The 14,401-nt window shown below is 46.1% G+C and carries 10 protein-coding genes; all 10 read right to left on the bottom strand.

The features are described 5' to 3' along the window. Positions 1-30: 30 nt before the first annotated feature. The 10 genes from ftsA to pbpB all read right to left on the bottom strand — a co-directional run bounded on the left by ftsA (position 31) and on the right by pbpB (position 14,398). Positions 31-1,344, bottom strand: coding sequence for a cell division protein FtsA (ftsA, locus tag ACWJJS_RS08740; protein WP_071391863.1), 1,314 nt, complete (start codon positions 1,342-1,344; stop codon positions 31-33). A gap of 548 nt (positions 1,345-1,892) precedes the next feature. Then, positions 1,893-2,681 carry a cell division protein FtsQ/DivIB gene (locus ACWJJS_RS08735; RefSeq protein ID WP_024085278.1) on the bottom strand — a complete coding sequence of 263 codons (789 nt, stop codon included), beginning with the start codon at positions 2,679-2,681 and terminating at the stop codon, positions 1,893-1,895. Positions 2,682-2,810: 129 nt separating this feature from the next. Beyond that, positions 2,811-3,722, bottom strand: coding sequence for a UDP-N-acetylmuramate dehydrogenase (gene murB / locus ACWJJS_RS08730; RefSeq protein ID WP_015388267.1), 912 nt, complete (start codon positions 3,720-3,722; stop codon positions 2,811-2,813). A gap of 25 nt (positions 3,723-3,747) precedes the next feature. Next, entirely contained in the window at positions 3,748-4,839 is a 1,092-nt protein-coding gene (murG, locus tag ACWJJS_RS08725; protein ID WP_003154428.1) for an undecaprenyldiphospho-muramoylpentapeptide beta-N-acetylglucosaminyltransferase, read from the bottom strand. Between the two features lie 116 nt (positions 4,840-4,955). Next, positions 4,956-6,056 (bottom strand): stage V sporulation protein E, encoded by a 1,101-nt coding sequence (gene spoVE, locus ACWJJS_RS08720; RefSeq protein ID WP_003154430.1) that lies wholly within the window; start codon positions 6,054-6,056, stop codon positions 4,956-4,958. Between the two features lie 58 nt (positions 6,057-6,114). After that, a complete protein-coding gene (gene murD, locus ACWJJS_RS08715) occupies positions 6,115-7,470 on the bottom strand; it encodes a UDP-N-acetylmuramoyl-L-alanine--D-glutamate ligase (protein ID WP_015388268.1) in 1,356 nt (451 codons plus the stop codon). Continuing rightward, complete coding sequence (gene mraY / locus ACWJJS_RS08710; protein WP_007409707.1) at positions 7,471-8,445, bottom strand: phospho-N-acetylmuramoyl-pentapeptide-transferase; 975 nt, start codon at positions 8,443-8,445, stop codon at positions 7,471-7,473. 107 nt (positions 8,446-8,552) lie between these two features. Further along, positions 8,553-10,025, bottom strand: coding sequence for a UDP-N-acetylmuramoyl-L-alanyl-D-glutamate--2,6-diaminopimelate ligase (locus tag ACWJJS_RS08705; protein ID WP_014417717.1), 1,473 nt, complete (start codon positions 10,023-10,025; stop codon positions 8,553-8,555). 195 nt (positions 10,026-10,220) lie between these two features. Further along, positions 10,221-12,140, bottom strand: a complete 1,920-nt coding sequence (locus tag ACWJJS_RS08700) for a stage V sporulation protein D (protein WP_003154438.1) — start codon at positions 12,138-12,140, stop codon at positions 10,221-10,223. 113 nt (positions 12,141-12,253) lie between these two features. Then, positions 12,254-14,398, bottom strand: coding sequence for a penicillin-binding protein 2B (gene pbpB, locus ACWJJS_RS08695; protein WP_454023488.1), 2,145 nt, complete (start codon positions 14,396-14,398; stop codon positions 12,254-12,256). Positions 14,399-14,401: the final 3 nt, after the last annotated feature.

The following is a 14,401-nucleotide window of genomic DNA, read 5'->3' as shown; positions in this document are numbered from 1 at the left end:
ATCCTCCTAATCTGCCGAATGACTATCAATCTATTCCCAAAACATGCTTAATAGTTTTTTCATTTTGCTCGGTTTGTTGTGTTCGGCTTGTGTTTTTTGTTTTGCTTTTGGACGCTGCTGCGCCTCAGGCCGCTGATGATGTTCTTCTTCGTGAGAGACCGCGATTTCCTGCACGGCTTCTTCCGGCATATGAAAGCCTATTTTTCTTCCCTGAATTCTGGCATTTCGGCAGGCAAATTGTATCAAGCCGACACCCGTCATATACTGAGGGTCTCTTACACCGATATAATTCGGGCTTGCGACCCTTACATTGTGCCTCAGCACTTCCTGTGCCAATGAAAGCACTCCGGGCATTGCGGCCTGTCCGCCGGTCAGCACAAAGCCGCCGGGCAGATCTGTAATTCCCATCTGCTCAATTTCGGCTGCGGCAATCTCAAGAATCTCTTCCACTCTTGCTTCAATAATATTGGCAATTTCCTGCTGTGTAAAAGATTGCTTTTGATTCGTTCCTATGACGGTGACTTCAAATACTTCATCTTCTGAAGCCTCATCGTAGAATGCATGTCCGAATTGTTTTTTTACTCTTTCAGCCTCTTCGGTGGAAGTGCGCAATCCGATCGATACATCTTTCGTGATGTTTTCGCCTCCGAGCGGAATGACGGCTGTCTCCTTCAGGTGCCCCTGTTCAAATACCGCCACCGTCGTCGAGCCGCCGCCGATATCAATCATGGCGACTCCGAGGTTTTTTTCGTCTTTTGACAAAGCCGCCGAACCGGCCGCAAGCGGCTGCAGGCAGATATCAGTAATTTCAACGCCCGCTCTCTCCACACAGCGAAGTAAATTATGTAAGATCGTTTTGGAGCCGGTAATCAGCGTGCCTTCTACTTCCAGGCGCACACCGAGCATTTTTTTCGGATCGGTAATTTCGTCTCTTCCGTCAACGATAAACTGTTTCGGAATGACGTCAACGATCAGCTGCTCGTGCGGAACCGACACGACCTGTGCCGCTTCCATTACCCTGCGGACGTCTTCAACGTGAATTTCTTTGTTTTCACTGGAAACAGCGACAACGCCGTTCGTATCTTGAATATGAATATAATTTCCATTAACGCCGACAATGGCTTTTTTCAGCGGAAAACCTACCATTCTTTCAGCTTGGTCAAACGCTTTTCTTATAGAATGAACGGTTTCATCTATATCAACGATTGAGCCTTTTTTCAACCCTTCAGACGGTACATTTCCCACTCCGATAATGTTAAGGGAATCATCTGTCATTTCTCCGACGATCACTTTTGTATTGGACGTACCGATGTCAAGACTGACGTAAAGTTCATTGTTGTTCATTCTATGGCACCTCCTCACATTTCGATCAAATTCTATTCTATTATTTGCGGAACAACAATACAATGGATGTGGCTTTACAAGTGTGTAACAAAAACAACAGCATCAACAAATTTATATCTGATTTCTCACAATTTATGTTTAATGAAACTATTCGTTATATTCTATGTATATCCTCTTTTATATCGCATTTTTTTTATTTTTTTTAGAGACGGCCCACCTTACCGTAAGATTTCCTGTCACGGTGCCATAATGTGCAAACCAGATGCAAATATACCCGCTTTCCATTAGTCTACACTAAGATGAACCTCCAGAAAAGCTATAGATATTTCCAGAAACATCCGGAAAAAGAAGAAACAGGAGGAAAATTCCAAATGCAATGCTCATTAAAGAAGACACGCCCATTGCATTGAGAATTTTCCGCTTGTCCGGCAGCCTATCCCGGGCAAAAACAAACATAGTCATAATTATTCCGCTATCGGTTATATCGGCTGCCCCGCTGATTGTAATAGATTCTTTTGAATCACCTTGAAATTAGTTCTTTAGAACTATTAATCATTTTCTTTTTTCTTGCCGGATTTACCTTTGTTAAATTCTTCAAAATACGTAGCGACTTCTAAGTGGATAATCCCCTTTTTCCCGCCGTCCAGCTGGGAAACGATAGAAGGATAGGTCTTCATCCGGTCGGCAAATGTTTTAATAGAAGCGGTAACTACATACCCGTCGTTCATATACAGCTTGATCCGGTCCTGATCCATTTTTACCGGTGTATAATAGATTTCAGAAATCGACTGCTTTAGCGAACCGGAAAGCTTATCAAGCTGCTCCGCCATTTTGACCCGCTTTTTCGCGTTTGTCCAGTCAACCAAAATCGGGCCCGCGTCATCCGGCGTGACTTCGTTCGGCAGCACGGTGCCGTTCTCCAGCACTTCATAATACACATCATTCCGCTGCAGATACGCGATCGTCTTGTATTCTTCAATGTGAATGCTGACTTTATTAGGAAATACTTTTGAAAGATCCGCCTTTTTCACCAGTTTATTCTGCTCAATCTTTTCTTCTGTTTTTTTCTTGTTCAGACTCCAGAACTCGGTTTGTCCGTTATGTATATCAGAAAGCGCGTTGATCTCTTTTACAGACACGTTTTCGTTTCCGGAAACGGTGACAGAAGACACCTTGCTGATCGGCATCTGCAAGTACACGATGATCAGCACCATCATAAAAAAGAGCACAATGAATGAAATCAGCCGGCGGTTTGCTTTTTGTTTCCGCTGCTCTTTGATTTTCGGAATCCGCTCTTCAATATTTACGATTTTTTCTCTTTCATGATTTGGGTTCACTGCCTGTCCACCTCACTAAGAATGAAACAGCTTGACATTCGTCTGATTGAAAAACAAACGGCATGCTGTGATGCCGTTTGACATTTGTTAAAAGTATATCACATGAGCTCATGGAAATCAGAGAACCTTTTAACGATTCCCTCCGATGATTTCAACTTCTGTATGCATGTCAACATCATACTGCTCACGGATTGTCTTTTTCACATACTCAATCAGGTCAAGAACGTCCTTGGCAGTCGCTCCGCCGGCATTGACGATAAAATTCCCGTGCATTTCGGATACTTTCGCTCCGCCGATCTGATGTCCTTTTAATCCCGCTTTTTCAACGAGGTTTCCGGCATGATTCGGCAGCGGATTTCTGAATATGCTTCCGGCGCATGGGCTTGAATACGGCTGCGTATTTTTTCTGTAATCTTTGTTCTGCTGCATTTGCGCCGTAATGGCTTCCCGTTCCTTTTGCTCAAGCTGAAGAACTGCCTCGAGACAGACGCCGGGGCGTTTTTTCTGCAAAACAGACGTTCTGTAGCTGAAATCCATCTCTTCGTTTGTCAGCCATTCGATTGTGCCGTCTTCAAATAAGATACGGGCTTTCACAAGAATCTCACTCATATCAGATCCGTGCGCCCCGGCATTCATATAGACGGCCCCGCCGATTGATCCGGGGATGCCCGCTGCAAATTCGAGACCGGACATTCCTTTTTTACTCATGGAAGTCGCAAGCCGGACGACCGAATAGCCGCCTCCGACCGTCACCTGATCACCGTCAATCTCCAAATGATCCAGACCTGCGCCCAGTTTGATGACAACTCCTCTTATGCCTTCATCAAGCACGAGCAGATTTGAACCGCGGCCGATAACCGTCCATGGCAGATCATGTTTCTTCACAATATCCATAATATCTTTGACCGCTTCCACACGGTTGGGGATGATTAAAATGTCCGCCGGACCGCCGATTTTCATCGTTGTATGGTTCGCGAGCGGTTCTTGTTCCAGCACTTTGCCGACTTCGCGGTCTCTTAATTCCTGAATTACGTTCTCCATCATAAACCTCCGCATTCCATTTGCTCTATTTTTTTATGTCTTCCATGATACTGTACAGTCTGGCTGCCGCATCCGGAACACCGAGTGATTTTGTCCGCTCACTCATGTCTTTTAAGGTTTCTTCATTCATGACGATTTTGTCCAGCGCAGCGATCAGTTTTTCTCCGCTGAGCTCGGTTTCCTTCAGTACGATTGCAGCGTCATGCTGGCTGAGCGCCTTCGCATTGACTTCCTGGTGATTGGCTGTCACATACGGGCTCGGAATAAGCACGCTCGGAATGCCGAGAGCGGTGATCTCCGCAATCGTCGTCGCTCCGGCTCTTGCCACAATGACATCAATTGATTGTAAGTACTCCGGCATTTGGTGCAAAAACGGTTTTGTCACCATATTATCAGCGGCTTTTCCGCCTTTCAGCTCAGCCGTTACCTTCTCATAATGCACTTCCCCGGTAATATAAAGCACTTGGTAAGGTCTCGTTTTCAATTCTTCCTGCATATCTATAACGGCACGGTTAATGGGAGCCGCGCCTCTGCTTCCGCCGAAAATGAGCACCGTTTTTTGATTGTCTTTCAGCCCGAACTCAGTTAATGAGCGGCCTGTCTTAATTGAGACGACTTCAGAGGCTCTCGGGTTTCCCGTAAACACAACTTTTTCAGCAGGAAAATGCGATTTTGCCTCTTCAAAGCAAATTGCCACCTTATTAACATATTTCGAGAGAAACTTATTTGTGATGCCTGGAAGGCTGTTTTGCTCATGAATGATCGTCGGAATTCCCATTTTTGCGGCCGCGTATACAACCGGACCGCATACATAGCCGCCTGTACCGATAACGGCATCCGGTTTAAACTCTTTTAAATATGATTTGCTTTTCTTCACGCCTTTTAAGAAACGCATGACGGTTTTTACATTTTCAAAAGAAAGTTTTCGTTTGAAACCTGTAATTTCAATGGCGCGGAACGGGATATTTTCCCGTTCAACAATTTTTTTCTCAAGACCGTTCTCTGTTCCGATATACAAAAATTCCACATCCGGATGCCGGCGCTGAACTTCTTTAATAAAGGCCAAAGCCGGATAAATATGTCCTCCGGTTCCGCCTCCGCTTACTGCAATACGCATTCGTATGTCCCCCTTAATCACATAGCGATAACCCTGTTTTTTAGGACAGGGTTATTGATGTTGTCTGTTTTTTTATAGATAACGAATAGATCATGAGTGATGAGGCAAGATACAGATCAATACCTCGAGTACCGGCTGACATTTAAAAGCACGCCGACCGCTGCGAGCATCAGCGTCAGTGATGAGCCTCCGTAGCTTAAAAACGGCAGCGTAATTCCTGTTACCGGGATCAGCCCCGTCACAACGCCGATATTAATCATGACTTGAATAGCTATCATAGAAATAATACCGATGGCGACAAAGCTTCCGTATAAATCCGGCGCGCCGAGGGCAATCCTGACGCCCCGCCATAATAAAATACTGAACAGCAGCAATATGAGCGAACCGCCGATAAAGCCGAGTTCCTCAGATAAAATAGCAAAAATGAAATCGGTTTGCGGCTCCGGCAGGTAAAAAAACTTTTGCCGGCTTTGGCCGAGCCCCATCCCGAACAGTCCGCCCGGACCTACGGCATAGAGCGACTGAATGATCTGAAATCCGCTTCCAAGCGGGTCCTCCCACGGGTTTAAGTAAGAGGTAATCCGTTTAATCCGATAAGGAGCGGACAGAACAAGCGCCGCAAATCCGCTTAAACCGATGAGTCCGAGAAACGCGAAATGAGCGATTCGCGCACCGGATACAAAAATCATCACGATGCACGTGCCCACCATTACCGTCCCCGTTCCCAGGTCCGGCTGGCACATAATAATAATAAATGCAGAAAACACGATTCCGAGCGCGGGAACGAATCCGCGTCTGAATGACGTAATATTCTTCTGTTTTTCAGAAAGAAATTTAGCCAGAAACGCAATCATCGCGAGTTTCATAAACTCCGAAGGCTGAATGCTGAACGCTCCCACTCCGATCCAGCTTCTTGAACCGTTCCGCACCATTCCGACTCCCGGAATCAGCACAAGCACAAGCAGAAAAAAACAAATGATCAGAAGCAGCTTCGACCATGTGCGCCATGTCCAATAATCCACATTCATAATGAAAAACATGGCAATGACGCCGATCCCCGCAAACAGCAGCTGCCGTTTTGCGAAGAAAAACGAGTCGTCAAATTTATAATCCGCCCATACCGCACTTGCACTGTAGACCATAATTAATCCTATTGTTAAAAGCAATAACGTAATAATAACTAATAACAAATCAGGCGCTGTTTTTTTAGTAGTCAAAGCAATCGACACCCCAAGCATAAGTCATTTAGGGCTGCCGATGAACAGAGACAAGCCCTTACTTAAGCATATGCACGGCATCTATAAACATGTCACCGCGTTCTTCAAATGTTTTGAACTGATCCCAGCTTGCACACGCGGGTGACAAGAGGATGACGTCTCCTTCATTTGAGAGCGCAAACGCCGCAGATACTGCTTGTTCAACATTATCGACACGTTTGACATGTTGTATTCCCAGCTCATTGCCCAGTTTTTCTATCTTCGGCGCTGTCTGTCCGAACGTCAGGACCGCTTTGACATTGTCCATATACGGTTTCAGATCGTCAAAACCGTTGCCGCGGTCCAGTCCGCCTGCAAGCAGAATAACCGGTGCTTTGAACGCGGAGAGCGCTTTGCTTGTGGCCAAAATATTCGTCGCTTTGCTGTCATTATAAAATTTACGATTCCGGATTGCTGTTACATACTGCAGACGGTGTTTGACACCGGTAAAGCTTGTCAGCACCTTCTGAATCGCTTTATTAGACGCGCCCGCCGTTTTTGCCGCGGCTACAGCGGCCAATATATTTTCTAAATTGTGCGCGCCCGGCAGCACGATGTCATCAACAGGCAGAATCGCTTCATCGCCGAACATCAGCATTCCGTCTTTAATAAATGCGCCGCTTGACAGTTCCTGGTGAACTGAAAACGGAACGGTGCCGGCTTTTCCGCTTTCGGCAAGCCGAACGACTGTTTCATCGCTTTGATTCACGATGGCCGTATCACTCTCAAGCTGATGAAGATACACGTTCTGCTTGGCTTTTTCATAGTTTTCACGGCTGTGATGGTAATCCAAATGAGCGTCGAACACATTTAAAATCAGGCCGATTTCAGGTCTGAACGCATGAGTCCCCATAAGCTGGAACGAAGAAAGCTCTGTGACGATCCATTCATCACCGTCAGCATGATAAGCCACTTCACTGGCGACAGTGCCGATATTCCCTGCGATCAGCGCCTTTATCGAGTCAGCTTTCAGCATTTCATAAATCAGGGTCGTCGTTGTTGTTTTCCCGTTTGAACCTGTAATGCCGATGAATTTTGCATTGGTGATATAATACGCAAGCTCAATTTCCGTCCAGACCGGGATGCCTCTTCTTTGCGCTTCCTCCACCATGATATTTTCATACGGGATTCCGGGGTTTTTGATCAGAATGGTAATGTGGTGCTGATCAAAAAGTGACGTCGGATGCTCACCGCAGATGACCTCGATTCCTCTTTCTGAAAGCCTTTTGGCAGGTTCGTTCTCTTCAAAGGCTTTTTGATCATTCACGACGACGTTAATGCCTTTTTCATGAAGAATCGACGCAGCCGCATATCCGCTTTTCGCCAGTCCGAGGACCAGAAAGTTTTGTTTTTGCAAAAAAAGTTCGTTTTCCACTTATAACCACACCTCGATGTAAATTCCTAAAACGGCAAGCAGCAGTCCCGCAGTCCAGAATGTGACGACAACTCTCCATTCAGACCATCCGACCAATTCGTAATGGTGGTGAAGCGGACTCATCTTAAAGATTCGTTTTCCTGTCGTTTTAAAGCTGATGACTTGTAAGATAACAGATAAGGTCTCAATAACAAAAACTCCGCCGATAATGACGAGCAGAATTTCAAGCTTCGTCAGAATGGCAACGGTCACGATCGCTCCTCCGAGCGCAAGCGAACCGGTATCCCCCATAAATACTTTGGCGGGATGGGCGTTGAATACAAGAAAACCGAGAACGGCGCCGACAACGGCAACCGAGAAAATCGCAACGTCATATTGTGACTGGTTCCACGCAAGGATGGCGAAAGCGCCGAATGCGATAGCCGCGGTACCGGACAAGAGACCGTCCAGACCGTCTGTCAGGTTGACGGCATTTGAACCTCCGACAAGCATAAAGAGAACGAGGATAAAGTATCCCCAGCCGAGATCGATTGACAGATGTGTGCCCGGCACCCTGATGCCGGTTGAAAAATGGCAATAATGATATACTCCGTAAAATACAATGGCAATAATGATCTGGCCGATCAATTTCTGCTTCGACGTCAATCCGAGATTCCGTTTCATTACTACTTTAATATAGTCATCCAGAAAGCCGAGCAGGCCGTATCCGATCGTAACAAACAGCAGAAGAAACATTTCCGCGCTCAGATGCGAAAATTTCTGCGTCATGACAATCGCCGTAATGGCGATGGATACGATAATCATGACCCCGCCCATCGTCGGCGTCCCTGATTTTTTCATATGTGATTTCGGCCCCTCTTCCCTGATACTTTGGCCGAATTTTAAACGTCTTAAAAACGGGATAAGAATCGGAGATATCAGAACACTGATTAAAAATCCCATTATTATTGTAAATAAAATCACTTGCTCAAGCATTGCTCTTTTCTCCTCCCGTTTCGTTCAAACGACATACGTATTTATCATATTCACATTGTGTCCCCGTAATTCTTTTCATTTCCCTCATTCTAACACTCTTTCCTGTTTTACTTTTTATTCAGCTCAACAATAGCTCTTCCCGCTACTTCGGCGTCATCAAAGTCGAATGTTTCATTGCCGATCTGCTGATAGGTTTCATGCCCTTTCCCGGCAATCAGAACCACATCTCCCTTTTTCGCGTTGGCAATGGCAAAAAAGATAGCCTGCTCGCGGTTTGCGATACTGTGATAGTAGGTGCCTTCTACCCCTCTTTCCATATCTCTTAATATGGCCAGCGGGTCTTCGCTTCTCGGGTTATCTGAAGTGAAAATCGGTTCGTCGGCAATCCGCACCGCAATTTCCGCCATTTTCGGGCGTTTCGTTTTATCCCGGTCTCCGCCGCAGCCGACGACGACGAAAAGCTTGCCCTCTGTCATGTCTTTGCATGTATTCAGAACGTTTTCCAGACTGTCAGGCGTGTGCGCGTAATCGACGATCACAGGAAACGGCTGATTATGATTCACCAGTTCAAACCGGCCTCTGACACCTTGCAGCTCTTCAAGAGCGCTTGTGATCGTATCAAACGGCAGACCCGCTGCGATCGCTGTCGCCGCTGCAGCCAGTACGTTATACACGTTGAAGCGGCCGACGAGTGAAACCGTGATCTGCTTTGTTCCTTTTGGCGTAACGAGTTCAAAACTTGTGCCTTGCGCAGAGATCTCGATTTGTTTCGCCATGACATCGGCATCGTTCTCGATTCCGTATGTAAGGATGTGCGCCGCCGTCACTTTTTCAAAGTAAGCACTGGCTTTGTCATCTGCGTTTAAAACTGCCCGCTTTGGCTTTTCATGGTTAAAGGAGCCGCCCAGCTGGGAAAACAGGAGGCTTTTAGCCTGTCTGTAGTCTTCCATCGTCTTGTGATAGTCTAAATGGTCCTGCGTCAGGTTCGTGAATACGGCGATATCATAATCGCAGCCGTGAACCCTGCCGAGTGACAGAGCGTGCGAAGACACTTCCATAATAGCTGTGTCAACATGCTCATCATTCATTTTCTTGAACGTTTTTTGCAGTGTGACGCTTTCGGGCGTTGTATTTTTGACCGGGAATGTCTCATCCCCGATTTTAATGTACATCGTTCCGATTAAACCGGTCTGTCTTCCCGCTTTTTTGAAAATCTCATCAACCATGTGCGTCGTTGATGTTTTGCCGTTTGTGCCGGTGATGCCGATAAGCTGAAGCTGCTTTGTCGGCTGCCCGTAAAACGCGTCAGAAAGAACGCTGAGCGCCCGCTGTGACCGGCGGACGATAATGACAGGGACATCGACGTCAAGCTCTTTCTCGGCAACGATGGCCGCTGCGCCGTTTTCTGCGGCTTTTTGAGCGAAATCATGTCCGTCTACCGTATACCCTTTTATACACACAAAAAGACTCCCTTTTCTCACTTCCCTGGAGTCCATCTCAATTGAAGTTATGTCAGGGTCATGAAAGTCATTTTGAACAGGTTCGGCCATTAAATATGTAAGCAGCTTTGTAAGTTTCATTGTATCAAACCTCTCAGAAATTCTATTCATTCTTTTATCATGATAACCGTTTATAAAAGTCAGAATGGCTTTTAAACATACAGTTCATATTTTAGCGTAAATAAAAGGATACATCCAGTTAATCTTAAAAGTTATCTTCTTTTTTTCTCTTTATGATAAAAGGCAGCCGAAAACAATCGGCTGCCTCAAAAAGACTCATTCTTCACTCAAGTAAACACGGATCTTTGAGCCTTCTTTTACTTTCGTTCCGGCTGCAGGTGATTGTTTCACAATTTTGCTTCCTTTTCCTGAGGAGTCAATATTCAAATTGACAAGCAGCGACTCAAGATCAGAGACAGACATCCCTACAACATTCGGAACCTCTATTGTTTTTGTGTCGTTCCATTGATATTTTTTCTCGATTTGATTTTTTCGCGGTTTCACGCCGAGCTCCGGCAGACTGTCTCTCATCATATTTCCGACAATCGGCGCGGCGACGGTTCCCCCGAATTGAATCGTGCCTTTCGGATTATCAACCGCGACATACACGACAAGGCTCGGGTCATCAGCCGGCGCAAAACCGATAAAGGAGACGATATGGTTGTTTTCGAGATATTTGCCGTCTTTGACCTTTTGTGCGGTACCTGTTTTTCCGCCGACGCGATATCCTTCCACAAAGGCATTCCGCCCCGTTCCCTGAGCGACGACGCTTTCTAAAGCATATCTGATCTGCTTTGACGTTTCCTGGGAAATAACTTGCCTTTTCGCAATCGGCGATTGTTTCTTAACGGTTTTTTTCGTAACGGGATCAACCCACTCTTTGGCGATAAACGGAGTATAAAGCGTTCCGCCGTTTATTGCTGCGGAAACGGCTGCCACCTGCTGAATCGGCGTGACGGAAACCCCTTGTCCGAAAGCGGTTGTCGCCTGTTCGACCGGGCCGACTCTGTCAAGCGGGAATAAGATCCCCGTTCCTTCCCCTTGCAGATCAATGCCTGTTTTCTTTCCAAAGCCGAAGTCCTTAATATATTGAAACAGCTTTTGTTTTCCGAGCCGTTCCCCCAGCTGTACAAACCCAGGGTTGCAGGAATTTTGAACGACTTCAAGATAAGATTGCGAACCGTGGCCGCCCTTTTTCCAGCATCGGAGGCGGGCGCCGTCAACCTCGGCAAATCCTTTGTCATAAAAGTGGTCTCTTTGCAAGTTTACTTTTTGCTCTTGGAGAGCGGCCGCAAGCGTAATAATCTTAAAGGTCGAACCCGGTTCATATGTGCTCCATACCGGCAGGTTCCGGTTGTAAACGGACGGATCTACGGATTGATAGTCAGCCGGATCAAAATCAGGACGGCTTGACATACCGAGCACTTCCCCGTTTTTCGGATTCATTGCGACCGCAATCATTCCGTCGGGATTATATTTCGCCGCAGCATTATCGAGCTCTCTTTCTATAATCGTCTGAACCTTGGCGTCAATCGTCAATTTCATATCAAGTCCGTCTTTCGGAGGGGTGTAATCATCCGCTTCATCAGGCATTTTCTTCCCCTTGGCATCCGTATAAAATTTCACTGATCCCTTTACACCTTTTAAGTCATCATCATAATAAGCCTCCAATCCGAGAAGGCCCTGGTTATCAATACCGGCAAAACCGAGAACATGAGACAAAAAGCTTCCGTACGGATAATGGCGGATGCTGTCTTCAGCCACATAAACCCCTTTTAAGTCGAGCGCTTTGATTTCTTTCGCTTTTTTATTGGAAATTTTCCGCCCCTCGGGTGAGATTTTTTCTATGGAGGTTTTCTTAGTAATGTGTTTGTAGACCTTCTCTTCCGACATATTTAAAACTGACGCGAGAAGCTTGCCCGTTTTTATGGGATTTTGAATCTGGCGCGGTACGACAAAGACGGTCGGCGCGCTTTTATTCGTAGCCAGCTTCACGCCGTTTCGGTCAAGGATCTCTCCCCGCTCAGGCTCAAACGGCAAATTCCGGCTCCAGGAATCCTTAGCCAGTGAAGTCAGCTTTTCTCCCATCACAAATTGGACATAGCCTAATCTGCTGTCAATGATCAAAAAAATGATTACGCCAAAAAGCAAAACCAGTAATAAACGTTTTCGAACCGTTACATTTGAAACGCGCAAGGGACCGTCCACTCCTTATTTAGGCTTGTTTCAATTTATGCCTCAGCTTGGACACATAGAACGGCAGCGCATAAAAAAGAAGCCCGCGGGCATCCGCGGACTTCTCTGTCCCGTTAATCAGGATTTTTAAATTTCACCTTAATCACGGTATTTTCTTTCAGTTCTTTGCCTTTTTTCACACTTTGGCTTGAAGCGTAACCTTCACCGCTCACATCGATGTGAATGCCTGATACTTTGCTGAATTGAAGCACTTCCCGTCTCGACCATCCGGACATATCCGGCATCGTCATCTTTCCGTCTGTTTTTAAGAAGATTTTCTGATTGGTGATCACATCTTCTCCGGCTGTCGGATACTGCTCTTTTACAGCAACATCGCTGCCGATGACAATCGGTGTGAGGTGTTCATTTTTCGCTTCCTTCTCAGCGCCCGTGACCGTCTTATCTGTCAGGTCAGGCATCTTTTGGCTTTTCGTTTCTTCCTGGCCGGAATCTGTTTTTTCCGTCGGTTCGATATTCATGTAGTGGAGGCTGTTTTTCATCGTCGGGTTAAAGATTTCCGCGACAGGATCAGAGCTGCTTTGACCCGCTTTTAACTGCGGCTGCTGCACGGCTACATAGATGACGAGCTTAGGATCATTTTTCGGCGCCATGCCCATGAATGAAAACACATAGTTGCTCGTTCCCCTTAAATATCCGCCTGTCCCGGCGATTTGTGCGGTTCCCGTTTTACCCGCGACGTCAAAACCTTCAATTTTATAAGGTTTTCCCGTTCCGATGTCTGACGTCACGACTTCTCCGAGCAGGTTCCGGACTTTTTTCGCCGTATCGGCTGAAATCGGCGTGCCAACTTGCTCCGGTTTTGTCTGCTTGACGACTTTTTTCGTATCGGGGTCGACAATATGATCAATGACGTAAGGTTTCATCATTTTGCCGTTATTGGCAATCGCCGTGACGGCCTGAAGCTGCTGGATCGGTGTTATCGCCGATGCTTGGCCGTAAGCCGTAGACGCTTTGTCAAAATCATATTTGTAGTTAATTTTACTTGATACTTCACCGGGCAGATCAATCCCTGTTTTTTGATAGAGCCCGAATTTGTGCAGGTACTCATTAAACCGGTCAAACCCCAGTTTTTCATTGGCCAGTTTGGCGAAAGCAACATTCGATGACCTCATGAGGCCGTCATGGAAGCTTGTCATACCCCATCCGGCGCCATCGTTCCAATCTTTAACAGGTCCGCCTCCCACTTTATATGTTCCTGATTTATATTTCTCGTTTGCGGAAAACACATTTTCCTGAATCGCCGCGGCAAGCGTAAAGATCTTCATCGTCGATCCCGGTTCATACGCGTACGACACTAAGTCGTTGTAATAATTGGTGACGTTTCTGATATTCGGGTCAAAACTCGGACGCTGCCCCATCGCAAGCACTTTGCCTGTTTTCGGTTCTACGACAGCCGCCATAATTTTTTTCGGTTTATATTTTTCCGCTACTTTCGTCATGCTGTCTTCTAGAAAGGTTTGAATTTTCTGATCAATGGTTAAATATACATTGTCACCGTTTTTAGGTGCGGTGATTTTTTCTTTGCTGTTCGGAAGTTTCCAGCCGGATTTATCACTTTCGTAAGTGACGGACCCGTCACGTTCCGTCAGATAGTTATTCAGTATTTTTTCAAGCCCTAAAGAGCCTTGTATCTCGTTTGTTTTTTCATTCACATCGGCATAGCCGAGAACATTTGACAAAAATATGCCGTTCGGATAGTAGCGCTTCGTATCTCTTAAGAAAGAAATACCCGGAAGATTCATTTTTTCGATCTTTTGTTTTTTCGCATAAGAGATATCGCGGCCGGCTGAACCGAATTCCACCTGCTTCGCGCCATCCCTGTTTAAGATGTCCAGAATCTTGCTTTTATCAAGATTGATAACGGTCGCCAGTTTTTCCGCCGTTTTCTCTTTGTCTTTGACATGCTGAGGATGCTTCGGATCACTCGTCATTTTTTTATCAAGTACGGCAATGAGCTTATATGTCGCCGTGTCCTCTGCAAGCACTTTGCCGTTCCGGTCAAGAATAGAGCCGCGGCTCGCTTCTATCATCCGCTTTTTTTCGTGCTGCTCGGTCGCTTTTGTTGCAAGTTCTACACCGTTTGCTTTACCGGTTAATTGAATGTACGCCATTCTCCCGAGAATGACAAAGAAAAAGAGAGCGAAACAAATACTGAGTATCGCTGCTCCTCTGTTCATAAACTTATTTTTTTTCGGCATGGG

The organism is Bacillus sp. JK106, from assembly GCF_053663355.1.
This window is presented reverse-complemented; position numbering and strand designations above follow the sequence as displayed.

Coding starts and splice junctions, on each gene's coding strand:
- ftsA (WP_071391863.1), bottom strand. CDS start 1,344: ATGAACAACAATGAACTTTACGTCAGTCTTGACATCGGTACGTCCAAT.
- murB (WP_015388267.1), bottom strand. CDS start 3,722: ATGGAGAACGTAATTCAGGAATTAAGAGACCGCGAAGTCGGCAAAGTG.
- murG (WP_003154428.1), bottom strand. CDS start 4,839: ATGCGTATTGCAGTAAGCGGAGGCGGAACCGGAGGACATATTTATCCG.
- mraY (WP_007409707.1), bottom strand. CDS start 8,445: ATGCTTGAGCAAGTGATTTTATTTACAATAATAATGGGATTTTTAATC.
- ACWJJS_RS08705 (WP_014417717.1), bottom strand. CDS start 10,025: ATGAAACTTACAAAGCTGCTTACATATTTAATGGCCGAACCTGTTCAA.
- pbpB (WP_454023488.1), bottom strand. CDS start 14,398: ATGCCGAAAAAAAATAAGTTTATGAACAGAGGAGCAGCGATACTCAGT.